The 23466-nt window shown below is 71.2% G+C and carries 31 protein-coding genes; all 31 read left to right on the top strand.

Annotated elements, in window-relative coordinates; all coding sequences use genetic code 11:
• The first annotated feature begins 134 nt into the window (after positions 1-134).
• The gene (locus AS188_RS14120) at positions 135-911 is read left to right on the top strand and encodes an IclR family transcriptional regulator (protein ID WP_204356354.1); all 777 of its coding nucleotides are present in this window, start codon (positions 135-137) and stop codon (positions 909-911) included.
• Positions 912-1007: 96 nt separating this feature from the next.
• Entirely contained in the window at positions 1008-2204 is a 1197-nt protein-coding gene (locus AS188_RS14115; RefSeq protein ID WP_058859377.1) for a 4-hydroxybenzoate 3-monooxygenase, read from the top strand.
• A gap of 163 nt (positions 2205-2367) precedes the next feature.
• Positions 2368-3189 (top strand): protocatechuate 3,4-dioxygenase subunit beta, encoded by an 822-nt coding sequence (gene pcaH / locus AS188_RS14110; RefSeq protein WP_058859376.1) that lies wholly within the window; start codon positions 2368-2370, stop codon positions 3187-3189.
• Positions 3182-3766, top strand: a complete 585-nt coding sequence (gene pcaG, locus AS188_RS14105; RefSeq protein WP_058859375.1) for a protocatechuate 3,4-dioxygenase subunit alpha — start codon at positions 3182-3184, stop codon at positions 3764-3766. Before pcaH ends, pcaG begins: the two co-directional genes overlap by 8 nt.
• 109 nt (positions 3767-3875) lie before the next feature.
• Positions 3876-5342 carry a lyase family protein gene (locus tag AS188_RS14100; RefSeq protein ID WP_083529473.1) on the top strand — a complete coding sequence of 489 codons (1467 nt, stop codon included), beginning with the start codon at positions 3876-3878 and terminating at the stop codon, positions 5340-5342.
• Positions 5339-6157, top strand: coding sequence for an alpha/beta fold hydrolase (locus tag AS188_RS14095; RefSeq protein WP_058859374.1), 819 nt, complete (start codon positions 5339-5341; stop codon positions 6155-6157). The genes AS188_RS14100 and AS188_RS14095 overlap by 4 nt, the downstream gene beginning before the upstream one ends.
• A complete protein-coding gene (gene pcaC, locus AS188_RS14090; RefSeq protein WP_058859373.1) occupies positions 6154-6561 on the top strand; it encodes a 4-carboxymuconolactone decarboxylase in 408 nt (135 codons plus the stop codon). Before AS188_RS14095 ends, pcaC begins: the two co-directional genes overlap by 4 nt.
• 110 nt (positions 6562-6671) lie before the next feature.
• Positions 6672-7865, top strand: a complete 1194-nt coding sequence (locus AS188_RS14085; RefSeq protein WP_058859372.1) for a thiolase family protein — start codon at positions 6672-6674, stop codon at positions 7863-7865.
• A 34-nt stretch (positions 7866-7899) separates the two neighbouring features.
• A complete protein-coding gene (locus AS188_RS14080) occupies positions 7900-8592 on the top strand; it encodes a 3-oxoacid CoA-transferase subunit A (protein WP_058859371.1) in 693 nt (230 codons plus the stop codon).
• 5 nt (positions 8593-8597) lie between these two features.
• Positions 8598-9290: a 3-oxoacid CoA-transferase subunit B gene (locus tag AS188_RS14075; protein WP_058859370.1), complete on the top strand. Its 693-nt coding sequence runs from the start codon at positions 8598-8600 to the stop codon at positions 9288-9290.
• A gap of 185 nt (positions 9291-9475) precedes the next feature.
• Positions 9476-10288: an IclR family transcriptional regulator domain-containing protein gene (locus tag AS188_RS14070; protein WP_058859369.1), complete on the top strand. Its 813-nt coding sequence runs from the start codon at positions 9476-9478 to the stop codon at positions 10286-10288.
• Positions 10289-10600: 312 nt separating this feature from the next.
• Positions 10601-10975, top strand: coding sequence for a 30S ribosomal protein S12 (gene rpsL, locus AS188_RS14065; RefSeq protein ID WP_017833291.1), 375 nt, complete (start codon positions 10601-10603; stop codon positions 10973-10975).
• On the top strand, positions 10975-11445 hold the full coding sequence (rpsG, locus tag AS188_RS14060) for a 30S ribosomal protein S7 (RefSeq protein WP_058859368.1): 471 nt from the start codon (positions 10975-10977) through the stop codon (positions 11443-11445). The genes rpsL and rpsG overlap by 1 nt, the downstream gene beginning before the upstream one ends.
• 69 nt (positions 11446-11514) lie before the next feature.
• The gene (gene fusA / locus AS188_RS14055) at positions 11515-13629 is read left to right on the top strand and encodes an elongation factor G (protein WP_058859367.1); all 2115 of its coding nucleotides are present in this window, start codon (positions 11515-11517) and stop codon (positions 13627-13629) included.
• A 162-nt stretch (positions 13630-13791) separates the two neighbouring features.
• Positions 13792-14982, top strand: coding sequence for an elongation factor Tu (gene tuf, locus AS188_RS14050; protein ID WP_058859366.1), 1191 nt, complete (start codon positions 13792-13794; stop codon positions 14980-14982).
• Between the two features lie 506 nt (positions 14983-15488).
• Positions 15489-15797 carry a 30S ribosomal protein S10 gene (gene rpsJ, locus AS188_RS14045; RefSeq protein ID WP_003803825.1) on the top strand — a complete coding sequence of 103 codons (309 nt, stop codon included), beginning with the start codon at positions 15489-15491 and terminating at the stop codon, positions 15795-15797.
• A 16-nt stretch (positions 15798-15813) separates the two neighbouring features.
• Positions 15814-16470: a 50S ribosomal protein L3 gene (rplC, locus tag AS188_RS14040; RefSeq protein ID WP_058859365.1), complete on the top strand. Its 657-nt coding sequence runs from the start codon at positions 15814-15816 to the stop codon at positions 16468-16470.
• Positions 16471-16476: 6 nt separating this feature from the next.
• Complete coding sequence (rplD, locus tag AS188_RS14035; RefSeq protein WP_058859364.1) at positions 16477-17100, top strand: 50S ribosomal protein L4; 624 nt, start codon at positions 16477-16479, stop codon at positions 17098-17100.
• On the top strand, positions 17097-17402 hold the full coding sequence (gene rplW / locus AS188_RS14030) for a 50S ribosomal protein L23 (RefSeq protein WP_058859363.1): 306 nt from the start codon (positions 17097-17099) through the stop codon (positions 17400-17402). Before rplD ends, rplW begins: the two co-directional genes overlap by 4 nt.
• A gap of 30 nt (positions 17403-17432) precedes the next feature.
• Entirely contained in the window at positions 17433-18272 is an 840-nt protein-coding gene (rplB, locus tag AS188_RS14025; RefSeq protein ID WP_058859362.1) for a 50S ribosomal protein L2, read from the top strand.
• A gap of 12 nt (positions 18273-18284) precedes the next feature.
• Positions 18285-18566 carry a 30S ribosomal protein S19 gene (gene rpsS / locus AS188_RS14020; protein WP_058859361.1) on the top strand — a complete coding sequence of 94 codons (282 nt, stop codon included), beginning with the start codon at positions 18285-18287 and terminating at the stop codon, positions 18564-18566.
• 52 nt (positions 18567-18618) lie between these two features.
• Positions 18619-18984 carry a 50S ribosomal protein L22 gene (gene rplV, locus AS188_RS14015; protein WP_058859360.1) on the top strand — a complete coding sequence of 122 codons (366 nt, stop codon included), beginning with the start codon at positions 18619-18621 and terminating at the stop codon, positions 18982-18984.
• Positions 18985-19815 carry a 30S ribosomal protein S3 gene (gene rpsC, locus AS188_RS14010; protein ID WP_058859359.1) on the top strand — a complete coding sequence of 277 codons (831 nt, stop codon included), beginning with the start codon at positions 18985-18987 and terminating at the stop codon, positions 19813-19815.
• Positions 19816-20232 carry a 50S ribosomal protein L16 gene (gene rplP, locus AS188_RS14005; RefSeq protein WP_058859358.1) on the top strand — a complete coding sequence of 139 codons (417 nt, stop codon included), beginning with the start codon at positions 19816-19818 and terminating at the stop codon, positions 20230-20232.
• A 2-nt stretch (positions 20233-20234) separates the two neighbouring features.
• Positions 20235-20507, top strand: a complete 273-nt coding sequence (gene rpmC / locus AS188_RS17730; RefSeq protein WP_058859357.1) for a 50S ribosomal protein L29 — start codon at positions 20235-20237, stop codon at positions 20505-20507.
• Positions 20504-20794 (top strand): 30S ribosomal protein S17, encoded by a 291-nt coding sequence (gene rpsQ / locus AS188_RS13995; RefSeq protein ID WP_058859356.1) that lies wholly within the window; start codon positions 20504-20506, stop codon positions 20792-20794. Before rpmC ends, rpsQ begins: the two co-directional genes overlap by 4 nt.
• Positions 20795-21139: 345 nt before the next feature.
• A complete protein-coding gene (rplN, locus tag AS188_RS13990; protein ID WP_017833306.1) occupies positions 21140-21508 on the top strand; it encodes a 50S ribosomal protein L14 in 369 nt (122 codons plus the stop codon).
• Between the two features lie 2 nt (positions 21509-21510).
• Positions 21511-21855, top strand: a complete 345-nt coding sequence (gene rplX / locus AS188_RS13985; RefSeq protein ID WP_058859355.1) for a 50S ribosomal protein L24 — start codon at positions 21511-21513, stop codon at positions 21853-21855.
• The gene (gene rplE, locus AS188_RS13980) at positions 21855-22424 is read left to right on the top strand and encodes a 50S ribosomal protein L5 (RefSeq protein WP_058859354.1); all 570 of its coding nucleotides are present in this window, start codon (positions 21855-21857) and stop codon (positions 22422-22424) included. Before rplX ends, rplE begins: the two co-directional genes overlap by 1 nt.
• Positions 22425-22503: 79 nt before the next feature.
• Positions 22504-22902 carry a 30S ribosomal protein S8 gene (gene rpsH, locus AS188_RS13975; protein WP_058859353.1) on the top strand — a complete coding sequence of 133 codons (399 nt, stop codon included), beginning with the start codon at positions 22504-22506 and terminating at the stop codon, positions 22900-22902.
• A 25-nt stretch (positions 22903-22927) separates the two neighbouring features.
• Complete coding sequence (rplF, locus tag AS188_RS13970) at positions 22928-23464, top strand: 50S ribosomal protein L6 (protein ID WP_058859352.1); 537 nt, start codon at positions 22928-22930, stop codon at positions 23462-23464.
• Positions 23465-23466: the final 2 nt, after the last annotated feature.

The raw sequence follows: 23466 nt of genomic DNA, 5'->3' as shown, positions 1-23466 counted from the left end.
CCGCCGCGGCGGTCACCACGGCAGCCCCGCCCCGGACCACGGTCCGGGGCGGGGCTGTCCCCGTCCCGACCCTCCCCCTCAGCGCGCCCGGGGGAGGGGCCGAGCCCAGGGCGCGCCGGCAGGAGGGCGAGGCGATGGCGAACTCACCGACGGGGGAGTCCGTGCTGGAGCGGATGGACCGGATCCTGGCCGCCTTCACGGCGGAGCACTCCCGCCTGACCGGCGGGCAGCTCGCGGTGCTGGCGGGCCTGCCCCCGGCCACCGCCCACCGGCTCGCCCGGGACATGGCCCGCCAGGGATGGCTCGAGCGGGTCGAGGGCGGGCGCTACGTGGTGGGCACCCGGCTGTGGGAGCTGGCCAACCGCGCCTCCCGGGAGCTGACGCTGGCCCGCACCGCACGGCCCTTCATGGGCGACATCCACGCGGTGCTGTGCCAGCACGTGCAGCTGGGGATCATGGAGGGCCGGGAGGTGCTGCTGCTCGAGCGCCTCTCCCACCCCGGGGCCGTGCCCGTGCGCGCCTCCGTGGCCGGGCGGCTGCCCCTGCACCTGTCGGCCACCGGGCTCGTGCTGCTCGCCCACGCCCCGGGCGAGGTCCAGCAGGCCTACCTCGAGGGGCCCCTGGCGGCGTTCACCCCGCTCTCGCCGACCGACCCGCACGAGGTCGCCGCGGAGCTGGAGCGGATCCGCGCCCGGGGCCACGCCGTGCAGACCGGCTACCTCGAGCCGGAGACGACCGGGATCGCCGTGCCCGTGCGCGGGCGCGGCGAGCAGGTGCTCGCCGGGCTGGGGGTGATCACCCCCGCCGGGGACCCGGGCGGGCGGGCGGCCGCGATCGTGCAGGCCCTGCACACCGCCGCCCACGGGATCCGGCGGACGCTGCGGGAGACGGGCCGCGACCGGCAGGCCTGAGCGCCGACGCCGTCCCGATCAACGGGACGCCTGTGGTGGCCCCCACAGTGCGCTGGAACACTGGAGGCGATCCCCGCCGTATCACCAGGAGAACCCATGAGCGCAGCGCGCACCGTCCTCACCACCCGTGTCGGCATCGTCGGCGGCGGCCCCGCCGGGCTGATGCTCTCCCATTTGCTGGCCCGCGCCGGCATCGAGTCCGTCGTGGTGGAGAAGCGGGACAAGGACGCGATCCACGCCACCCACCGCGCGGGCATCCTCGAGGCCGGCACCGTGCGCATGCTCACCGAGGAGGGCGTCGACGGGCGCGTGCTGACCGAGGGGCACGAGCACGAGGGCACCGTCCTGCGCTTCCGCGGGCACAGCCACCGCATCGACTTCCAGGAGCTCGTCGGGGAGTCGGTGTGGCTGTACCCGCAGAACGAGGTGTTCTGGGACCTGGCCGCCGCCCGCGAGCGCGACGGCGGCGACGTCCGCTGGTCCGTCACCGACACCGAGGTGCTCGATCTCGAGAGCGACACCCCGCGGATCCGGTTCACCGACGCGGACGGCACGCCCGTCGAGATCCGCTGCGAGGTCCTCGTGGGCGCCGACGGCTCACAGAGCATCTGCCGCCGCGCCATCCCGCGCGAGGCCCGCACCGACCACTTCATCGAGTACCCCTTCGCCTGGTTCGGCATCCTCACCGAGGCCCCGCCGAGCGCGCCCGAGCTGATCTACGCCAACTCCGACCACGGCTTCGCGCTGATCTCCCAGCGCAGCGACACGGTCCAGCGCATGTACTTCCAGTGCGACCCCGACGAGGACGTCGAGGCCTGGGACGACGAGCGCATCTGGGACGAGCTCCAGCGCCGCGTGGACGGGCCCGACGGGTTCCGCCTCGAGCGCGGTCCGATCTTCGACAAGACCGTGCTGAAGTTCCGCTCCTACGTGTGCGAGCCGCTGCGCCACGGCAACCTCTTCCTCGTCGGCGACGCCGGGCACACGGTCCCGCCGACCGGGGCCAAGGGGCTGAACCTCGCCTTCTGCGACGTGCGGGTGCTCGCCCCCGCCCTCGTCGCCGCACTGCGCGACGGCGACGACTCCGGGCTGGCCGCGTACTCGGCGACGGCGCTGGAGCGGGTCTGGAAGGCGCAGAACTTCTCGTACTGGGCCACCAACCTCATGCACGTGCGCCGGGACGAGAACCCGTTCGAGCAGAAGCGGCGCTACGGCGAGTTCGCGGCCGTCACCGGCTCGGTGCACGGCTCGGCCTACTTCGCCGAGTCCTACACCGGCTGGCCCGACGCCTGAGCCCGCGGCCCCCGCATTTTCTGTTCGCACAGCGAACAGTTGTGCGAATGATGCACAGTTGCGTATCCTCGGAGCAGATCTCCGCAGGGCGCGCCGGCGACCCCGCCGCCGCGGCCGGCCTCCCGCCCGGTCCGACGGCCCCGACCAGCGAAGGAGCACTTCCATGACCGACCAGGACCAGGGGCAGGAGGAGGCGTTCGTGCACCTCACCCCCAAGGGCCCCGACGACGCGGCGGACACCCAGGCCGACCTCGACCGGGAGATGGCGCAGATCGCGGAGCAGTACGAGGCCTCCGGGCGCACCGAGACCCAGCCGCGGCTGGACTACGCGCCCTACCGCAGCTCGATCCTGCGCCACCCCACCAAGGACCTGCACCACGCCGACCCCGAGACCATCGAGCTGCACGCCCCCGCCTTCGGCGAGCGCGACGTTCACCGCCTCGAGTCGGACCTCACCATCCAGTCCGGCGGCGAGCCCATCGGCGAGCGGATCAGGATCCGCGGGCGGGTCCTCGACGGCGACGGCCGCCCCGTGCGCCGCCAGCTCGTGGAGATCTGGCAGGCCAACGCCGCCGGGCGCTACATCCACAAGCGCGACCAGCACCCGGCGCCCATCGACCCCAACTTCACGGGCGTGGGCCGGTGCCTGACCGGCGACGACGGCTCCTACGAGTTCGTCACCATCAAGCCGGGCCCCTACCCCTGGAAGAACCACCACAACGCGTGGCGGCCCGCGCACGTGCACTTCTCCCTGTTCGGCACGGACTTCACCCAGCGGATGATCACCCAGATGTACTTCCCGGGCGACCCGCTGTTCGCGCTCGACCCGATCTGCCGGTCGATCGTGGACCCCAAGGCCCGTGAGCGGCTCGTGGCCCGCTACGACCACGACGTCTCCGAGCACGAGTGGCTGCTCGGCTACACCTGGGACATCGTGCTCAGCGGCTCGAACCGCACCTGGACGGAAGGCGACTCCAATGTCTGAGAACACCGCGCGCACCGGGCTCGCCGCGACCCCGGGCCAGACCATCGGGCCGTTCTACGGCTACGCGCTGCCCTACGAGAAGGGGGAGCAGCTCGTCCACCCGTCCCACCCGCAGGCGGTGCGCCTGCACGGGGTCGTCACCGACGGGCACGGCGCCGTCGTCCCCGACGCCCTGCTGGAGATCTGGCAGGCCGACGGCACCGGCGCGGTGCCCACCGCGGACGGCTCCCTCGTGCGGGACGGCTACACCTTCACGGGCTTCGGCCGCGCGGCCGTCGACAACGTGGGCCACTACACGTTCACCACCGTCGACCCGGGGCCGACCGAGCCGGGCAGGGCGGCCTTCATCACGCTGACGGTCTTCGCCCGCGGCCTGCTCAACCGGCTGTTCACCCGCATCTACCTGCCCGAGGACACCGCGGCGCTCGCGGCGGACCCGCTGCTGCGCTCCCTGCCCGCGGAGCGGCGCCGCACGCTCATCGCCCGGCGCGAGGCCGACGGCTCGCTGCGCTTCGACGTCCGCCTGCAGGGCGAGGAGGAGACCGTCTTCCTCACCTACCCCAACCTCGCTGACTGAGCTCCCCGCGTGCGGTGACCCGGCCCGCCCGGGGCACCGCACGGCACCACCGCACGGCACCACCGCACGGCCCCGGGACGAGCCCGGAGCACCACCCCAGGAGGACGGCATGACCGACGTCGGACTGCTCACCCCCGGCGCGCACCGGGGGGCCGGGCCCACGGACGACACGGCCGTGCTCCAGGCGCTGCTCGACACCGAGGCGGCCTGGGTCGCGGCGCAGGTGCGCGCCGGGCTCGCGCCCGCCGCCGCCGCCGACGCGGCCCGCGCGGCCGCCCGGGCCGCCGACTACGACGCCGCGGACATCGCCCGGCGCGCCGAGGGCGGCGGCAACCCGGTCATCCCGCTGCTGGCGGACTACCGGCGCCGCGTGGAGCGGCTCGACCCGGACGCGACGGGCTGGGTGCACCGCGGGCTGACCAGCCAGGACGTGCTGGACACCGCCATGATGCTGCTCGTGCGCCGCGCCGCCGAGCCCCTCGCCAGCGACCTCGCCCGCACCCGGGCGGCCCTGGCCCGCCTGGCGGAGGCGCACCGCGGCACCGTGATGGCCGCCCGGACCCTCACCCAGCACGCCCTGCCCACCGCGTTCGGGCTCAAGGCGGCCGGCTGGCTGGCCGGGGTGCAGGACCTGCGGGACGACCTCGCGGACCTGACCCGCACGCCCGTCTCCTACGGCGGGGCGGTCGGCTCCCTCGCGGGCAGCGCCGCCCTGTTCGCGGACCGGCCCGGGGCTCAGGAGGCCCCGGACGCGGCACGCGCCCTGGAGCTGGCCGGGCACTGGGCCCGGGAGCTCGGCCTGGAGCTGCCGGGCCACGTGTGGCACACCACCCGCCGGCCCGTGCTGCGCGCCGGCCAGGCCCTGGCCGGGGTCTGCGCCGCGCTGGGCCGGATCGCCAACGACGTCCTGGTCCTGGCCCGGCCGGAGATCGGCGAGCTGCGCGAGCCCGCCGCCGAGGGGCGCGGGGTGTCCTCCGCCATGCCCCAGAAGCAGAACCCGGTGCTGTCGGTGCTGCTCAAGCGCACCGCGCTCAGCGCCCCGCAGCTCGTGGCGCAGCTGCACCTGGCCGCCGGGCTGGCCGTCGACGAGCGGCCCGACGGGGCCTGGCACACGGAGTGGCCCGCGCTGCGCGAGCTCGCCCGGCTGGCCGTCGCGGCGGCCTCGCACGCGGCCGAGCTCGCCGAGGGCCTGGGCGTGGACGCGGACCGGATGCGCGCCAACCTCGAGGCCTCCGGCCCCGCCGTGCTCGCGGAGCGCATCAGCGCCGCCCTCGCCCCGCTCGTGCCCGCCGCCGACGGGGCCACGGGCAAGCAGCGCGTCCAGGCCGCCGTGCGGGAGCACGCCCACGACGCCGACGCCCTCGTCCGCGCGCTGGTCGGCCTCGCCGGCCGGAGCCGGCCCGACGGGGGGCCCGTGGACGAGCCGTGGGTGCGGCGGCTGCTGGAGCCCGCCGGCTACCTCGGGGCCGCGGACCTGCTCGTCGACCGCGTCCTCGCCGCCGGGCCCGAGGGTCCGGCAGAGCGCGCGTCCACCGCCGGCCCGGCCGCCGGCACGATCCCCGGAGGCACCGCATGACCGTCCCCGCCCTCGCCCTGGTCGAGCTCGCCGCCGGCCCGCGGCCCGCCCCGCACGTCCCGCCCGTGGTGCTCGGGCCCTCCCTCGGCACCTCGGTGACCGCGCTGTGGGGCGCCGTCGCGCGTGAGCTCGGCCGGGACCGCCGGGTCCTGGGCTGGGACCTGCCGGGCCACGGCGCCTCCGCCGCGACGGACGAGCCCTTCACCATGGCCGAGCTCGCCCGCGGCGTGCTCGAGGCCCTCGACCGCACCGAGGACCTGAGCGGACGACCGTTCCACTACGCCGGGAACTCGGTCGGCGGCTGCGTCGGCCAGCAGCTGCTGCTCGACGCCCCCGACCGGGTCCTCGCCGCCGTGCTCCTGGGCACCGCGGCCCGGGTGGGGCAGCCGCAGGCGTGGGCCGAGCGCGCCCGCCTCGTCGCCGCGGCCGGAACGCCCACCCAGGTCACCGGCTCCGCGCAGCGCTGGTTCGCCCCCGGCTTCCTCGAGCGCGAGCCCGTCACGGCCACCGCGCTGCTGCACGACCTGCAGGGCGCCGACCGCTTCTCCTACGCCCGGGTCTGCGAGGCCCTCGAGCACTTCGACGCCCGCGACCGGCTCGGGGCCGTGCGCGCCCCGGTCCTCGCCGTCGCCGGCGCGCACGACGCCGCGACCCCGCCCGAGGACGCCGCCGCCCTGGCCGCGGGCACGGGCGGGCGGGCCGTGGTCCTCGAGGACGCCGCCCACCTGATCCCCGCCGAGGCGCCCGCCGAGGTCGCCCGCCTGCTGACCGGGCACTTCGCCGCCGACCCCCACCCCGAAGGAGCACGAGCATGAGCAGCGACTCCCGCCGCACCGAGGAGCAGGCCCACGCCGAGGGCACGGCCGTGCGCCGCGAGGTCCTCTCCGACGCCCACGTGGACCGCGCCGAGGCGGCCAAGGACGGGTTCACCACCGAGTTCCAGGACTTCATCTCCCGCTACGCCTGGGGCGAGATCTGGACCCGCCCCGGCCTGGACCGGCGGATGCGCAGCGCCATCACCCTGACGGCGCTGATCGCCGCAGGGCACTGGGAGGAGTTCGAGATGCACGTGCGCGCCGCCCTGCGCAACGGCCTGAGCCGGGACGAGATCAAGGAGGTCCTGCTGCAGTCGGCGATCTACCTCTCCGTGCCCTCGGCCAACAACGCCTTCAAGCACGCCAAGCAGGTCCTCGACGCCCTCGACGCCGAGGACGCCTGAGGCCCGTCCGGCGCGGGGCGGCGCCCCGTGCCGGCCCCGCCCCGTGCCCACCGGCACCCCTGGCCCCGAGACCCCGTGACCGACCTGCAACGACGCAAGCGAGGAACACCATGACCCAGGCCTACATCTACGACGCCGTCCGCACCCCCTTCGGCCGCTTCGGCGGCGCCCTGGCGGGCGTGCGCCCCGACGACCTCGCCGCCCACGTGCTGGGCGAGCAGGTCGGGCGCGCCCCCGGCCTGGACCCGGCCGCGATCGACGAGGTCGTGCTCGGCAACGCCAACGGCGCGGGGGAGGAGAACCGCAACGTCGCCCGCATGGCCACCCTCCTCGCCGGGCTGCCCGTCGAGCTGCCCGGCACCACGGTGAACCGGCTGTGCGGGTCCTCCCTCGACGCCGCCATCATCGCCTCCCGCCAGATCGGCGCGGGCGAGGCGGACGTGGTGCTCGTCGGCGGCGTCGAGTCCATGAGCCGCGCCCCCTGGGTGCTGCCCAAGACCGAGAAGCCCTACCCCGCCGGGGACATGACCCTGGCCTCCACCACCCTGGGCTGGCGGCTCGTGAACAAGCGGATGAGGCCCGAGTGGACGGTCTCCCTGGGCGAGGCCACCGAGCAGCTCGCCGAGCGGCACGGCATCACCCGCGACCGCATGGACGAGTTCGCGTACCGCTCCCACCAGCTCACCCAGCAGGCCTGGGACGAGGGCTTCTACGCGGACCTCACCGTCCAGGTCCCCGGCACCGAGCTGACCCGGGACGAATCCGTTCGGGCCTCCTCCACCGTCGAGAAGCTGGCCGGGCTCAAGACCGTCTTCCGCCCGGAGGAGCAGGGCGGGACCGTCACCGCCGGCAACGCCTCGCCCCTCAACGACGGCGCCTCCGCCGCGCTGCTGGGCTCCGAGAAGGCCGCCGAGCTGACCGGCCTGCAGCCCCTCGCCCGCATCGCCGGGCGCGGGGCCGCCGCCAACGAGCCGCAGTTCTTCGGCTTCGCCCCGGTCGAGGCGGCCAACTCCGCGCTGCGCCGCGCCGGCATCACCTGGGACGACGTCGCCGCCGTCGAGCTCAACGAGGCCTTCGCCGCCCAGTCCCTGGCCTGCGTCGACGCCTGGGGCATCGACCCGGCGATCGTCAACCGGCACGGCGGGGCCATCGCCATCGGCCACCCCCTCGGCGCGTCCGGCACCCGCATCCTCGGCACCCTCGCCCGGTCCCTGCAGGCCTCCGGGCAGCGCTGGGGCGTGGCCGCCATCTGCATCGGCGTGGGTCAGGGCCTCGCCGTCGTGCTCGAGAACCAGAACGCCTGAGAACCCGACCGGACCCCGAAGGAAGGCACACCGCATGCTCACCATCGCAGCCAGCTGCGCCGAGGCCGTGGCGCAGATCGAGGACGGCGCCACCGTCATGATCGGCGGCTTCGGCGTCGCCGGACAGCCCGTCGAGCTCATCGACGCGCTGATCGACCACGGCGCCACCGACCTGACCGTCGTCAACAACAACGCCGGCAACGGCGACGTGGGCCTCGCCAAGCTCATCCAGCTCGGGCGGGTGCGCAGGATCATCTGCTCCTTCCCCCGCCAGTCCGACTCCTGGCACTTCGACGAGAAGTACCGCGCGGGCGAGATCGAGCTCGAGGTCGTCCCGCAGGGCAACCTCGCCGAGCGGATCCGCGCCGCGGGGGCCGGGATCGGGGCGTTCTTCACACCCACCGGCTACGGCACCCCGCTGGCCGAGGGCAAGGAGGTGCGCGAGATCGACGGCCGCCACTACGTCCTCGAGCACCCCATCAGGGCCGACTACTCCCTGACCAAGGCGCACGTCGCCGACCGCGCCGGCAACCTCGTCTACCGCAAGACGGCGCGCAACTTCGGGCCGATCATGGCCGCCGCGGCGACGACCTCCATCGTGCAGGTCGCCGAGATCGTCGAGCGCGGCGAGCTCGACCCCGAGGTCGTCGTGACCCCCGGCATCTACGTGGACACGGTCGTGCGGCTCGAGTCCCCGGCCCAGACCGACCCCCGAGAGGAGCTCTGAACCCCATGAGCGAGCGCACCACCCGAGAGCAGACCACCGCGGTCCCGCGCACCGCCGAGCACCCCCTCGGCCCCGAGGAGCTCGCGCGGGTCGTGGCCGCCGACATCCCCGCCGGCTCCTACGTCAACCTGGGCATCGGCCAGCCGACCCTCGTCGCCAACCACCTCACCGCCGAGCACGACGTCACGCTGCACACCGAGAACGGCATGCTCGGGATGGGCCGCGAGGCCCACGGCGACGAGGTCGACCCGGACCTCATCAACGCCGGCAAGATCCCCGTCGTCGAGACCCCCGGCTGCTCCTACTTCCACCACGCGGACTCGTTCGCCATGATGCGCGGCGGCCACCTCGACTGCTGCGTGCTCGGGGCCTTCCAGGTGGACGTCGAGGGCAACCTCGCGAACTGGCACACCGGCAAGCCCGAGGCCATCCCCGCCGTGGGCGGGGCCATGGACCTGGCCACCGGGGCCAAGCAGACCTTCGTGATGATGACCCTGCTCACCAAGAAGGGCCAGTCCAAGCTGGTGGAGAAGTGCACCATGCCGCTCACCGGCGTCGGCTGCGTCTCGCGCGTCTACACCGACCGGGCCGTGTTCCTCGTCGACGAGGACGGCCTGAGCGTGCGCGAGACCTTCGGCACCGACTTCGAGGAGCTCCAGGAGCTCGTCGGCCTGCCGCTGCGCCCCGCCGCCGGCTGACCGGTCCCCGCGGCCGGCCGGACCCGCCGGCCGCGGGGACGCCCTGCGCCCGCCCGGCGGGTCCCGCCCGGGCGGTCCGCCGGTCCGCCGGTCCGGGACGGTCCGGCCGGGACACGGTGTCCCGGCGGCCGTCCGGCTCCGCCGCCCGCCCGTCCCGTGCCGTCCCACCGCCCGAGGAGGCCCCCGTGACCGAGCCCGAGCCGAGCACGCCCGCGGGGGAGCGGGGCCCCGGCGGCCAGTTCGTCCAGTCCCTCGCACGCGGGCTGGAGGTGATCTCCGCCTTCGACGCCGGGCACCCCCGGATGACCCTCAGCGACGTCTCACGGCGCACCGGCCTCACCCGCGCCACCGCGCGCCGCTTCCTGCTGACCCTCGAGGAGCTCGGCTACGTGCGCACCGACGGGCGGCTGTTCGAGCTCACCCCCAAGGTGCTCCGGCTCGGCTACGCCTACCTCTCCGCCCTGTCGCTGCCGGCGCTGGCGGGCCCGCACCTCGAGGCCCTGTCCGCGCTGCTGGAGGAGTCCACCTCGGCCTCCGTGCTCGACGGCACCGACATCGTCTACGTCGCCCGGGTCGCCACCCGCCGGATCATGACCGTGGCCATCGCCGTGGGCACCCGCTTCCCCGCCCACGCCACGTCGATGGGCCGGGTGCTGCTCGCCGGGCTCGGGCCCGACGAGCTCGCGGAGTACTTCCGCACCGCCCGCCTCGAGGCCCGCACCGACCGCACCCTCACCGACCGCGCCCTGCTCGAGGAGGACCTGCGCACGGTCCGCGCCCAGGGCTGGGCGCTCGTGGACCAGGAGCTCGAGGCAGGGCTGTGCTCCGTGGCGGCCCCCGTCCACGACGGCGCCGGCCGCGTGGTCGCCGCCGTGAACGTCTCCATGCGCGTGGGCGTGCCGGGGGCCGCGGGCACCGACCCCCGGCGCGACGTCGTGCCCCCGCTGCTCGAGTGCGCCCGCCGGATCTCCGCGGACCTCGCCGCCGCCGGCCGCTGAGCCCGCCCCGGTTTCCGGGGGCGGGGCCTCTCTGATAGGCTGTCGTGGAATTGCACGGTCCCTGCCCTCGCCCCGTGCGGCGGCGGGAACCGCGGGAATCAATGGCAGAACGGACCCGGTCCTCCGGCACGCAGCATGTGCCGAAATGCCATCCTTTTCGTCTGCCCACGGAAACTCCCGGGCACCGGTGTGCGGCCCCGGCCGCGCCGGCAGCACCCGGGACGCCGTCCCCGCCCCCGGTCCCGCACCGGGGGAGGAGGAGCCGACCATCCCAGCGGGCCGCCGGCGCGGCCCGTCCGATCAGGAGACACAGTGCCTACCATCCAGCAGCTGGTCCGCAAGGGCCGGACCCCCAAGGTCGTCAAGACCAAGGCGCCCGCGCTCAAGGGCAGCCCCATGAAGCGCGGCGTGTGCACCCGCGTCTACACCACCACCCCGAAGAAGCCGAACTCCGCGCTGCGCAAGGTCGCCCGCGTGAAGCTCAACGGCGGCGTCGAGGTCACCGCCTACATCCCGGGCGAGGGCCACAACCTGCAGGAGCACTCCATCGTGCTCGTGCGCGGCGGCCGCGTGAAGGACCTCCCGGGTGTCCGCTACAAGATCGTCCGCGGCGCCCTCGACACCCAGGGTGTCAAGGGCCGCCAGCAGGCCCGCTCCCGCTACGGCGCCAAGAAGGAGAAGAAGTAATGCCTCGTAAGGGTCCCGCTCCCAAGCGCCCGCTCGTCGTCGACCCCGTCTACGGCTCGCCGGTCGTCACGCAGCTGATCAACAAGGTCCTCCAGGACGGCAAGAAGTCCACCGCCGAGCGCATCGTCTACGGCGCGCTCGAGGGCGTGCGCGGCAAGACCGGCGCCGACCCCGTGGCCACCCTCAAGAAGGCCCTGGAGAACGTCAAGCCGGCCCTCGAGGTCAAGTCCCGCCGCGTCGGCGGCGCCACCTACCAGGTGCCCGTCGAGGTCAAGCCCGGCCGCGCCCAGGCGCTGTCGCTGCGCTGGCTCGTGGGCTACTCCAAGCTCCGCCGCGAGAACACCATGACGGAGCGCCTGCAGAACGAGATCCTGGACGCGTCCAACGGTCTCGGTGCCGCCGTGAAGCGCCGCGAGGACACCCACAAGATGGCTGAGTCCAACAAGGCCTTCGCCCACTACCGCTGGTAGAATCTTCTCCGGCCTGCCGGCCCCACCGGGCCGGCAGGCCGCCGGCACCATCTCCTGAAGGGAAACACCGTGGCACTCGACGTGCTTACCGACCTGAAGAAGGTCCGCAACATCGGCATCATGGCCCACATCGATGCCGGCAAGACCACCACGACCGAACGCATCCTGTTCTACACCGGCATCAGCCACAAGCTCGGCGAGACCCACGACGGTGCCTCCACGATGGACTGGATGGCCCAGGAGCAGGAGCGCGGCATCACGATCACGTCGGCCGCGACGTCCTGCTACTGGCACGACAACCAGATCAACATCATCGACACCCCCGGCCACGTGGACTTCACGGTCGAGGTCGAGCGCTCCCTGCGCGTGCTCGACGGCGCCGTGGCGGTCTTCGACGGCAAGGAGGGCGTCGAGCCCCAGTCGGAGACGGTCTGGCGCCAGGCCGACAAGTACGACGTCCCCCGCATCTGCTTCGTCAACAAGATGGACAAGCTGGGCGCCGACTTCTACTTCACCGTCGACACCATCATCAACCGGCTCGGGGCCAAGCCGCTGGTGATGCAGCTGCCGATCGGCGCGGAGTCCGCCTTCACCGGTGTCGTGGACCTGCTGACCATGAAGGCCTTCGTGTGGCCCGGCGACTCCAAGGGCGACGTCACCATGGGCGCCAAGTACGAGATCGAGGACATCCCCGCCGATCTCCAGGAGCGTGCCGAGGAGTACCGCAACCAGCTGGTCGAGACCGTCGCCGAGTCCGACGACGAGCTCATGGAGAAGTACCTCGGCGGCGAGGAGCTCACCCTCGAGGAGCTCAAGGCCGGCATCCGGAAGCTGACCATCAACTCCGAGGCCTACCCCGTGCTGTGCGGCTCCGCGTTCAAGAACCGCGGCGTGCAGCCGATGCTCGACGCGGTCATCGACTTCCTGCCCTCCCCGCTGGACGTCCCCAACGTGCAGGGCCACGCCCTGAACGACGAGGAGGAGATCCTCACCCGTCCGGTCGACTACAGCGCCCCCTTCTCCGCCCTCGCGTTCAAGGTCGCCGCCCACCCGTTCTACGGGCAGCTGACCTACATCCGCGTCTACTCGGGCAAGGCCGTCAACGGCGAGCAGGTGCTCAACTCGACCAAGGGCAAGAAGGAGCGCATCGGCAAGCTGTTCCAGATGCACTCCAACAAGGAGAACCCGGTCGACGAGATCCGTGCGGGCCACATCTACGCGGCCATCGGACTGAAGGACACCACCACCGGTGACACCCTCTGCGACCCGCAGAACCCGATCGTGCTCGAGTCGATGACCTTCCCCGAGCCCGTGATCTCCGTGGCGATCGAGCCCAAGACCAAGGGCGACCAGGAGAAGCTGTCCACCGCGATCCAGAAGCTCTCCGCCGAGGACCCCACGTTCACCGTGTCCCTCAACGAGGAGACCGGCCAGACCGAGATCGGCGGCATGGGCGAGCTCCACCTGGACATCCTGGTGGACCGCATGAAGCGCGAGTTCAAGGTCGAGGCCAACGTCGGCAAGCCCCAGGTGGCCTACCGCGAGACCATCAAGAAGGCCGTCGAGAAGGTCGACTACACCCACAAGAAGCAGACGGGCGGGTCCGGCCAGTTCGCGAAGGTCCAGGTCTCGTTCGAGCCGCTGCCGCTGGACGCCGAGGAGCTCTACGAGTTCGACAACAAGGTCACCGGCGGCCGCGTCCCCCGCGAGTACATCCCCTCGGTGGACGCCGGCATCCAGGACGCCATGCAGCTGGGCATCCTCGCCGGCTACCCGGTGGTCGGCGTGAAGGCGACGCTCATCGACGGCGCCTACCACGACGTCGACTCCTCGGAGATGGCCTTCAAGATCGCCGGCTCCATGGTCTTCAAGGAGGGCGCGCGCAAGGCCAGCCCGGTCCTGCTCGAGCCGCTGATGGCGGTCGAGGTGCGCACCCCCGAGGAGTACATGGGCGAGGTCATCGGCGACCTGAACTCCCGCCGTGGCCAGATCCAGTCCATGGAGGACGTCACCGGCGTGAAGCTGGTCAAGGCGCTCGTGCCGCTGTCCGAGATGTTCGGCTACATCGGCGACCTGCGCTCCAAGACCCAGGGCCGCGCCGTCTACTCGATGCAGTTCGACAGCTACTCGGAGGTCCCGAAGGCCGTCGCCGACGAGATCATCCAGAAGAACCGCGGCGAGTAAGCACCACCCCTCGGCCCCGGCCGGGAAAATTTCATCAAAAGACGACACCCCACGTAGACTTGCCGAGGTTTCAGTACTGCTGATCGCCTCGCTCCACCGGGCGCGCGACGCGTCGCGGGGATCGCTGAGCAAGTTTCCACACATGTTCTAGGAGGAACAACCATGGCGAAGGCCAAGTTCGAGCGCAGCAAGCCGCACGTCAACATCGGCACCATCGGCCACGTCGACCACGGCAAGACCACGCTCACCGCCGCCATCTCCAAGGTCCTGGCCGACAAGTACCCGGACATCAACGAGCAGCGCGACTTCGGTGCCATCGACTCCGCCCCGGAGGAGAAGCAGCGCGGCATCACCATCAACATCTCCCACATCGAGTACCAGACGGAGAAGCGGCACTACGCCCACGTGGACGCCCCGGGCCACGCCGACTACGTCAAGAACATGATCACCGGTGCGGCGCAGATGGACGGCGCGATCCTCGTGGTCGCCGCCACCGACGGCCCCATGGCCCAGACCCGCGAGCACGTGCTGCTCGCCCGCCAGGTGGGCGTGCCCTACCTGCTCGTGGCCCTGAACAAGTCCGACATGGTCGAGGACGAGGAGCTGCTGGACCTCGTCGAGATGGAGGTGCGCGAGCTGCTCTCCGACCAGGGCTTCGACGGCGACAACGCCCCCGTCGTGCGCGTCTCCGCCCTCAAGGCCCTCGAGGGCGACCCCGAGTGGGTCAAGTCCGTCGAGGAGCTCATGGAGGCCGTGGACGAGAACGTGCCGGACCCGGTCCGCGACATGGACAAGCCGTTCCTCATGCCGATCGAGGACGTCTTCACCATCACCGGCCGCGGCACCGTGGTGACCGGCCGTGCCGAGCGCGGCACCCTGCCGATCAACTCGGAGGTCGAGATCGTCGGCATCCGTCCGGTCCAGAAGACCACCGTCACCGGCATCGAGATGTTCCACAAGCAGATGGACGAGGCCATGGCGGGCGAGAACTGCGGCCTGCTGCTGCGCGGTCTCAAGCGCGACGACGTCGAGCGCGGCCAGGTCGTGTGCAAGCCGGGCTCCATCACCCCGCACACCGACTTCGAGGCCAACGTCTACATCCTCTCCAAGGAGGAGGGCGGCCGGCACAACCCGTTCTACTCGAACTACCGTCCGCAGTTCTACTTCCGGACCACCGACGTCACCGGCGTCATCACGCTGCCCGAGGGCACCGAGATGGTCATGCCCGGCGACAACACCGAGATGACGGTCGAGCTCATCCAGCCGATCGCCATGGAGGAGGGCCTCGGCTTCGCGATCCGCGAGGGCGGGCGCACCGTCGGCTCCGGCCGTGTCACCAAGATCATCAAGTAGTTCCTCCCGGACTGCCTGACCGGTCAGCGCAGGACCCCCCGCCGCACCCGCGGCGGGGGTCCTGCGCGTTCCGGGGCCTCTTCCGCCGTGCTGGCCCGCCGGCGGCCCGCCGGCCGGGGCGGGGGAGGGCCGCCGCCGTTTGCGCCCGCCCGGGATCTCTGGCAGGATGGACGACGTTGTTCAAGCGCCGCCGTGTGCTCTCAGCGGTTCGAACCGGCCAGCCCCGAAGCAGGACAGGGCTCCGAAGCAGAACCGAGGGCCAGCAGCCGATGCCGCTGCCACGGACGGACCACCGACGACCCGCCCCGCATCCAGGAACCCGGTGCTCCCGTGTGCTCCGCACGCGGCGACACGCCCGAGTTCGGGGGTCGGTGCTCCAGCAGGGTGAGGAACCCGGGACTCCCGGATTCAGCCTGCGGGGAGCGGCGTCCGCCCTCAGGGCGCCATGCACAAGGAGCGCCAGCTCCGTCACAGGGAAGTACTTGAAGAAAGAGAGTCACGACGCCATGGCGGGACAGAAAATCCGCATCCGGCTGAAGTCCTATGACCACGAGGTCATCGACGTCTCGGCCCGGAAGATCGTTGAGACGGTGACGCGCGCCGGCGCGACGGTGGTCGGCCCCGTGCCGCTGCCGACGGAGAAGAACGTGTACTGCGTCATCCGCTCGCCGCACAAGTACAAGGACAGCCGTGAGCACTTCGAGATGCGCACCCACAAGCGGCTGATCGACATCATCGACCCCACGCCGAAGGCCGTCGACTCGCTCATGCGCCTCGACCTGCCGGCCGACGTGAACATCGAAATCAAGCTGTAAAGAGGACCGCATCCCAATGACTACCACTTTCGAACGCCAGGTGAAGGGCCTGCTGGGCACCAAGCTCGGCATGACCCAGGTCTGGGACGAGAACGGGAAGTTCGTGCCGGTGACCGTCGTCAAGGCGGACTCCAACGTCGTGACCCAGCTGCGCACCCAGGACCGCGACGGCTACGCCGCCGTGCAGATCGGCTTCGGCGCCGTCGACCCTCGCAAGGTCACCAAGCCGCTGGCCGGCCACTTCGAGAAGGCGGGCGTCACCCCCCGCCGCCACGTCGTCGAGCTGCGCACCGCCGACGCCGACACCTACGAGCTCGGCCAGGAGCTGTCCGTCGAGCTGTTCGAGGCCGGCCAGAAGGTCGACGTCATCGGCACGACCAAGGGCAAGGGCACGGCCGGTGTCATGAAGCGCCACGGCTTCGCCGGCGTCGGCGCCTCCCACGGTGCCCACAAGAACCACCGCAAGCCGGGATCGATCGGCGGCGCGTCCTACCCCGCTCGCGTGTTCAAGGGCATGCGCATGGCGGGCCGCATGGGCGCCGTCCGTCACACGACGCAGAGCCTCACCGTTCACGCCGTGGACGCCGAGAACTCCCTGCTGCTCATCAAGGGCGCCCTGCCGGGCCCCAAGGGTTCGGTCGTCCTCGTCCGTTCCGCAGTGAAGGGAGCCTGATAGACCATGGCAACTCAGACCGTCAACGTCGACCTGCCCGCCGAGATCTTCGACGTCCAGACCAACGTGCCGCTGCTGCACCAGGTCGTCGTCGCCCAGCTGGCCGCGGCGCGCCAGGGCACGCACAAGACCAAGACCCGCGCCGAGGTCTCCGGCGCCGGCCGCAAGCCCTTCAAGCAGAAGGGCACCGGCCGCGCGCGCCAGGGCTCGATCCGCGCCCCGCACATGACCGGCGGCGGGATCGTGCACGGCCCGACCCCGCGCGACTACTCGCAGCGGACCCCCAAGAAGATGAAGGCCGCCGCCCTGCGCGGTGCCCTCTCCGACCGGGCCCGCAACGGGCGCGTGCACGTGGTGGAGTCCCTCGTCGAGGGCTCCGTGCCCTCCACCAGGGGCGCCAAGGCCGCGCTGCTCGGGCTGACCGAGCGCCGCAGCGTGCTGGTCGTCCTGGGCCGCACCGAGGACGTCGCCGCGCTCTCGGTCCGCAACCTGGCCGGCGTGCACTCCGTCTACGCCGACCAGCTGAACACGTACGACGTGCTCGTCTCCGACGACGTGGTGTTCACCAAGGACGCCTTCGAGTCCTTCGTGGCCGCCGCCAGCAAGAAGAAGCAGGAGGACGCCAAGTGAGCGCGACCACCATCAAGGACCCCCGCGACGTGATCATCGCGCCGGTCGTCTCGGAGAAGTCCTACGGGCTCATCGACGAGGGCCGCTACACGTTCTTCGTCGCGCCGGACGCCAACAAGACCGAGATCAAGTACGCCGTCGAGAAGATCTTCGGCGTCAAGGTCGAGTCCGTGAACACCATCAACCGTGCCGGCAAGCGGAAGCGCACGCGCTTCGGCTGGGGTCAGCGCAAGGGCACCAAGCGTGCCGTTGTGACCCTCAAGGACGGCACCATCGACATCTTCGGCGGTCCGCTCGCCTGAGCGGAGACCACTTAAACGAGGAACTGACACATGGCTATCCGCAAGCACAAGCCGACAACCCCGGGCCGTCGCGGCTCGTCCGTTGCCGACTTCGCAGAAATCACGCGCTCGACCCCCGAGAAGTCGCTGGTCCGGCCGCTGCCCAAGAGCGGCGGGCGCAACAGCTCCGGCCGCATCACCACCCGGCACAAGGGTGGCGGGCACAAGCGCCAGTACCGCGTCATCGACTTCCGCCGCCACGACAAGGACGGCGTCGACGCCAAGGTCGCGCACATCGAGTACGACCCGAACCGCACGGCGCGCATCGCGCTGCTGCACTACGTGGACGGCTCCAAGCGCTACATCATCGCGCCGAACAAGCTCGCCCAGGGCGACGTCGTCGAGTCCGGCCCCGGTGCCGACATCAAGCCCGGCAACAACCTGCCGCTGCGCAACATCCCCGTCGGCACCGTGATCCACGCCGTGGAGCTGCGCCCGGGCGGCGGCGCCAAGCTGGCCCGCTCGGCCGGCGCCTCGGTCCAGCTCGTGGCCAAGGAGGGCAAGTACGGCCAGCTGCGCCTGCCCTCCGGCGAGATCCGCAACGTCGACGTCCGCTGCCGCGCGACGATCGGCGAGGTCGGCAACGCCGAGCAGTCCAACATCAACTGGGGCAAGGCCGGGCGCAACCGGTGGAAGGGCATCCGCCCGACCGTCCGCGGCGTCGTCATGAACCCGGTGGACCACCCCCACGGTGGTGGCGAGGGCAAGACCTCCGGTGGTCGCCACCCGGTGAACCCGAACGGCAAGCCCGAGGGCCGCACGCGCCGCCCCAACAAGGAGAGCGACAAGCTCATCGTCCGCCGTCGTCGCACCGGCAAGAACAAGCGCTAAGGAGCCTGACCCATGCCACGCAGCCTGAAGAAGGGCCCTTTCGTCGATCAGCACCTTTACCTGAAGGTCGCCAAGGAGAACGACAAGGGCACCAAGAACGTCATCAAGACGTGGTCCCGCCGCTCGATGATCGTCCCCGACATGCTGGGCCACACGATCGCCGTGCACGACGGGCGCAAGCACATCCCCGTGTTCATCACCGAGTCGATGGTCGGGCACAAGCTCGGCGAGTTCGCCCCGACGCGGACCTTCCGCGGCCATGTGAAGGACGACAAGAAGGGCAAGCGCCGCTGATCCTCCGGGATCGGCCGTGCTCGCACTTCGAGAAGACGAGAGAAGGAAAGCAATGGAAGCCAAGGCATCTGCGCGCTACATCCGCGTGACGCCTATGAAGGCCCGGCGCGTCGTCAGCCTGATTCGTGGCCAGCAGGCGAACGAGGCTCTGGCGATCCTGAAGTTCGCCCCCCAGGGCGCTTCGGAGCCGGTGTTCAAGGTCCTCCAGTCGGCGGTCGCCAACGCGCGTCAGCTCGCCGACCGCGACGGGCTGCCGTTCAAGGAGGAGGAGCTCGTCGTGAGCGAGGCCTTCGTCGACGAGGGCCCCACGATGAAGCGGTTCCAGCCGCGCGCCCAGGGCCGCGCCTACCGCATCAACAAGCGCACGAGCCACATCACCGTGGTCGTGGCGACCCCGGAGAACGAGGAGGTCCGCTAAGTGGGACAGAAGATCAACCCGCACGGGTTCCGGCTGGGCGTCACCACCGACCACGTGTCGCACTGGTACGCGGACTCCACCAAGGAGGGCCAGCGCTACAAGGACTACGTCCGCGAGGACGTGAAGATCCGCAAGCTCATGTCCACGGGCATGGAGCGCGCCGGCATCGCCAAGGTCGAGATCGAGCGGACCCGTGACCGGGTGCGCGTGGACATCCACACCGCCCGCCCGGGCATCGTCATCGGCCGCCGCGGCGCCGAGGCCGACCGCATCCGCGGCGAGCTCGAGAAGCTCACCGGCAAGCAGATCCAGCTGAACATCCTCGAGGTCAAGAACCCCGAGACCGACGCCCAGCTGGTCGCCCAGGGCGTCGCGGAGCAGCTCGCCTCCCGCGTGGCGTTCCGCCGTGCCATGAAGAAGGCCATCCAGTCCGCGCAGCGGGCCGGCGCCAAGGGCATCCGGATCCAGTGCTCCGGCCGTCTCGGCGGGGCCGAGATGAGCCGCTCGGAGTTCTACCGCGAGGGCCGTGTGCCCCTGCACACCCTGCGCGCGAACATCGACTACGGCTTCTTCGAGGCCAAGACCACCTTCGGTCGCATCGGCGTGAAGGTCTGGATCTACAAGGGCGACCTCACCGCCAAGGAACTGGCGGCCCAGCAGGCCGCCGCCCCGTCGCGCGGCCGCGGCGGCGACCGCCGCGGCGGCCCGGCCGGTGGCGAGCGCCGTCGTCGCAATGACCGTACCGACCGTGGCGGGCGCCGTGAGCGTCCCGACGCCACCGCCTCCCAGGCCCCGGCCGCCGAGGCGACCAACGCAGAGGGTGGTAAGTAAATGCTCATCCCACGTCGTGTGAAGTACCGCAAGCAGCACCACCCCAAGCGGTCCGGTGCTGCCAAGGGCGGCACCACCGTCGCCTTCGGCGAGTGGGGCATCCAGGCGCTCACGCCGGCCTACGTGACGAACCGTCAGATCGAGGCCGCCCGTATCGCCATGACCCGCCACATCAAGCGTGGCGGCAAGGTCTGGATCAACATCTACCCGGACCGTCCCCTGACCAAGAAGCCCGCCGAGACCCGCATGGGCTCCGGCAAGGGCTCGCCCGAGTGGTGGGTCGCCAACGTCAAGCCGGGCCGCGTCATGTTCGAGCTCTCCGGCGTGTCCGAGGAGGTCGCCCGTGAGGCGCTCCGCCTGGCGATCCACAAGCTCCCGATGAAGGCGCGCATCGTGCGTCGCGAAGGTGGTGAATGAGAGTGGCTGTTGGATCCAAGGATCTGAGCATCGAGAACCTCGCGGCTCTCGACGACAACGCTCTGACCGAGGCGCTGCGCAAGTCGAAGGAGGAGCTGTTCAACCTCCGCTTCCAGTCCGCGACCGGTCAGCTCGAGAACAACGGCCGCCTGAAGGCCGTCAAGCGTGACATCGCCCGCATCTACACGGTGCTGCGCGAGCGCGAGCTGGGCATCCGGCCCCAGGCGGACGCCGACGCGGCCGCCGCCAACACCTCCGAGGAGGACGCCAAGTGACCGAGCAGATCAACTCCGGCGCCGAGCAGGCTCCCGAGCGCGGCGAGCGCAAGACCCGCCGCGGCTACGTGGTCTCCGACAAGATGGACAAGACCGTCGTCGTGCAGCTGCAGGACAACGTCACGCACGCCCTGTACGGCAAGGTCATGCGCCGCTCGTCGAAGGTCAAGGCCCACGACGAGGAGAACACCGCCGGCGTCGGCGACCTCGTCCTCATCTCCGAGACCCGCCCGCTGTCCGCCAGCAAGCGGTGGCGCATCGTGGAGATCCTCGAGAAGGCCAAGTGAGCCGGGCTCGCTAGAGCCTCCCGCACCGGCGGCCCGTCCCTTCGACGCGAAGGGGCGGGCCGCCGGTCTGTGTGCCGGCGCCCCCCGCTGTGCTAGGCTGGTGAGCTTGTATGGGCCGACTCGCGTGCCCGTACGCCCCACAGCTCTTCGTGCCAGCGCATAATGACCGCGTGCAGGGCGCCCCGCGCCCCCTGGTGGCGGGTTCAGATGCTCCTGGCATGGAGGGCTGGGCCCGGTCCGGCGTGCGACGCCGGGGGAGGGCACATCATCCGACAAGCTGTTCCGCAAGGCCCGCACCGTGCTCTCGAACGGTGTTGGAACCGGCGTGACGACAGGAGAGATTCAGTGATTCAGCAGGAGTCGCGGCTGAAGGTCGCCGACAACACGGGTGCGAAGGAAATCCTGACCATCCGCGTTCTCGGTGGATCCGGACGCCGCTACGCAGGCATCGGCGACATCATCGTCGCCACCGTCAAGGACGCGATCCCCGGCGGCAACGTCAAGAAGGGCGACGTGGTCAAGGCCGTCATCGTCCGCACGAAGAAGGAGCGTCGGCGTCCCGACGGCTCCTACATCAAGTTCGACGAGAACGCCGCGGTGATCCTCAAGAACGACGGCGACCCCCGTGGTACGCGCATCTTCGGGCCGGTCGGCCGCGAGCTGCGCGACAAGAAGTTCATGAAGATCATCTCGCTGGCCCCGGAGGTGCTCTGACCATGGCGAAGTTCAAGATCAAGACCGGCGACCTGGTGCAGGTCATCTCCGGCAGCAAGGACAACAAGGGCAAGCAGGGCAAGGTCCTGCGCGTGATCCCCGAGACCTCCAAGGTCGTCGTGGAGGGCATCAACGTGGTGACCCGCCACCGCAAGGCCTCCATGCAGGGCGAGGCCGGCGGCATCCAGAAGGTCGAGGCGCCCATCCACATCTCGAACGTGGCGCTCGTGGACCCGGAGACCCAGAAGCCGACCCGCGTCGGCTACCGCACCGAGACCGTGGAGCGCGACGGGCGCCAGAAGACCGTCCGGATCCGCGTCTCCAAGAGCACCGGCAAGGACCTGTGATGACCGAGACCATCGAGACCAGCATGAGCCCGCGCTTCAAGGCCAAGTACCAGGAGACGGTCGTCCCCGCGCTGCAGGAGCAGTTCGGCTACGGCAACGTCATGGAGATCCCGCGCGTCGTCAAGGTCGTCGTGAACATGGGCGTCGGCGACGCCGCCAAGGACTCCAAGCTCATCGACGGCGCCGTGCGCGACCTCACCGCGATCACCGGCCAGAAGCCGCTCGTGACCCGCGCCAAGAAGTCCATCGCGCAGTTCAAGCTCCGCGAGGGAATGCCCATCGGCGCGCACACCACGCTGCGCGGCGACCGCATGTGGGAGTTCCTCGACCGCCTGGTGACCCTGGCCCTGCCGCGCATCCGCGACTTCCGCGGGCTGTCCGACCGCCAGTTCGACGGCAACGGCAACTACACCTTCGGCCTCACCGAGCAGTCCATGTTCCACGAGATCGACCAGGACCGGATCGACCGCGTGCGCGGCATGGACATCACGGTGGTCACCACCGCGAAGACCGACGACGAGGGCCGCGCGCTGCTGAAGGCGCTCGGGTTCCCCTTCAAGACCAACTGAACCGGCTACGTTCCAGGTCCGGACCGAGCGCCCACGGCGCCGGCGGAAACCGGGACGAGGAAGGGCACGTGCCCCCAAAATGACAATGACAGATCCTGTCGCGGACATGCTGACGCGTCTGCGCAACGCCAACTCCGCCTACCACGACACCGTGAGCATGCCGTACTCCAAGCTCAAGGCCCGCGTGGCGGAGATCCTCAAGGCCGAGGGCTACATCGCCGACTGGACGGAGGAGGCGGCCGAGGTCGGGAAGACCCTCACGCTGTCCCTGAAGTTCGGCCCCAACCGTGAGCGCTCCATCGCGGGCGTCCGGCGCATCTCGAAGCCGGGCCTGCGGGTCTACGCCAAGTCCACCAACCTCCCCAAGGTCCTGGGCGGCCTGGGCATCGCCATCCTGTCCACCTCCTCCGGGCTGCTGACCGACAAGCAGGCCGCGAAGAAGGGCGTGGGCGGCGAAGTCCTCGCGTACGTCTGGTAGTCCGGGAACAGGAAAGGAAGAGAACATGTCACGTATCGGACGTCTCCCCATCTCCGTTCCCGCCGGTGTGGAGGTCGCCGTCGACGGCGCCCTCGTCACCGTCAAGGGCGCCAAGGGGCAGCTGCAGCACACCGTCGCGGCCCCCATCACCGTCGCCCTCGAGGACGGCACCCTCACGGTCTCGCGGCCGAACGACGAGCGGGAGTCCCGCTCGCTGCACGGGCTGACCCGCACCCTGATCGCCAACATGATCCAGGGCGTCTCCCAGGGCTACTCCAAGGGCCTCGAGATCGTGGGCACCGGCTACCGCGTGCAGGCCAAGGGCCAGGACCTCGAGTTCGCCCTGGGCTACAGCCACCCGGTCACCTTCAAGGCCCCGGAGGGCATCTCCTTCGCCGTCGAGGGCGTCAACAAGCTGACCGTCAACGGCATCGACAAGCAGCAGGTCGGCCACGTCGCCGCCAAGATCCGCGGCCTGCGCGCCCCCGAGCCCTACAAGGGCAAGGGTGTGCGGTACGCCGGCGAGCAGATCCGCCGCAAGGCCGGAAAGGCTGGTAAGTAATC

Source organism: Kocuria flava (assembly GCF_001482365.1).
Taxonomy (GTDB): Bacteria; Actinomycetota; Actinomycetes; order Actinomycetales; family Micrococcaceae; genus Kocuria; species Kocuria flava.
The sequence above is the reverse complement of the archived record's forward strand: the minus strand, read 5'-3'. Positions and strand labels throughout refer to the sequence as shown.

Bases quoted from the DNA above. Each gene is read 5' to 3' on its own strand.
- AS188_RS14120 (WP_204356354.1), top strand. From the start codon at position 135: ATGGCGAACTCACCGACGGGGGAGTCCGTGCTGGAGCGGATGGACCGG.
- AS188_RS14115 (WP_058859377.1), top strand. From the start codon at position 1,008: ATGAGCGCAGCGCGCACCGTCCTCACCACCCGTGTCGGCATCGTCGGC.
- pcaH (WP_058859376.1), top strand. From the start codon at position 2,368: ATGACCGACCAGGACCAGGGGCAGGAGGAGGCGTTCGTGCACCTCACC.
- pcaG (WP_058859375.1), top strand. From the start codon at position 3,182: ATGTCTGAGAACACCGCGCGCACCGGGCTCGCCGCGACCCCGGGCCAG.
- AS188_RS14100 (WP_083529473.1), top strand. From the start codon at position 3,876: ATGACCGACGTCGGACTGCTCACCCCCGGCGCGCACCGGGGGGCCGGG.
- AS188_RS14095 (WP_058859374.1), top strand. From the start codon at position 5,339: ATGACCGTCCCCGCCCTCGCCCTGGTCGAGCTCGCCGCCGGCCCGCGG.
- pcaC (WP_058859373.1), top strand. From the start codon at position 6,154: ATGAGCAGCGACTCCCGCCGCACCGAGGAGCAGGCCCACGCCGAGGGC.
- AS188_RS14085 (WP_058859372.1), top strand. From the start codon at position 6,672: ATGACCCAGGCCTACATCTACGACGCCGTCCGCACCCCCTTCGGCCGC.
- AS188_RS14080 (WP_058859371.1), top strand. From the start codon at position 7,900: ATGCTCACCATCGCAGCCAGCTGCGCCGAGGCCGTGGCGCAGATCGAG.
- AS188_RS14075 (WP_058859370.1), top strand. From the start codon at position 8,598: ATGAGCGAGCGCACCACCCGAGAGCAGACCACCGCGGTCCCGCGCACC.
- rpsG (WP_058859368.1), top strand. From the start codon at position 10,975: ATGCCTCGTAAGGGTCCCGCTCCCAAGCGCCCGCTCGTCGTCGACCCC.
- tuf (WP_058859366.1), top strand. From the start codon at position 13,792: ATGGCGAAGGCCAAGTTCGAGCGCAGCAAGCCGCACGTCAACATCGGC.
- rpsJ (WP_003803825.1), top strand. From the start codon at position 15,489: ATGGCGGGACAGAAAATCCGCATCCGGCTGAAGTCCTATGACCACGAG.
- rplC (WP_058859365.1), top strand. From the start codon at position 15,814: ATGACTACCACTTTCGAACGCCAGGTGAAGGGCCTGCTGGGCACCAAG.
- rplD (WP_058859364.1), top strand. From the start codon at position 16,477: ATGGCAACTCAGACCGTCAACGTCGACCTGCCCGCCGAGATCTTCGAC.
- rplB (WP_058859362.1), top strand. From the start codon at position 17,433: ATGGCTATCCGCAAGCACAAGCCGACAACCCCGGGCCGTCGCGGCTCG.
- rpsS (WP_058859361.1), top strand. From the start codon at position 18,285: ATGCCACGCAGCCTGAAGAAGGGCCCTTTCGTCGATCAGCACCTTTAC.
- rplV (WP_058859360.1), top strand. From the start codon at position 18,619: ATGGAAGCCAAGGCATCTGCGCGCTACATCCGCGTGACGCCTATGAAG.
- rplP (WP_058859358.1), top strand. From the start codon at position 19,816: ATGCTCATCCCACGTCGTGTGAAGTACCGCAAGCAGCACCACCCCAAG.
- rplX (WP_058859355.1), top strand. From the start codon at position 21,511: ATGGCGAAGTTCAAGATCAAGACCGGCGACCTGGTGCAGGTCATCTCC.
- rplE (WP_058859354.1), top strand. From the start codon at position 21,855: ATGACCGAGACCATCGAGACCAGCATGAGCCCGCGCTTCAAGGCCAAG.
- rpsH (WP_058859353.1), top strand. From the start codon at position 22,504: ATGACAATGACAGATCCTGTCGCGGACATGCTGACGCGTCTGCGCAAC.
- rplF (WP_058859352.1), top strand. From the start codon at position 22,928: ATGTCACGTATCGGACGTCTCCCCATCTCCGTTCCCGCCGGTGTGGAG.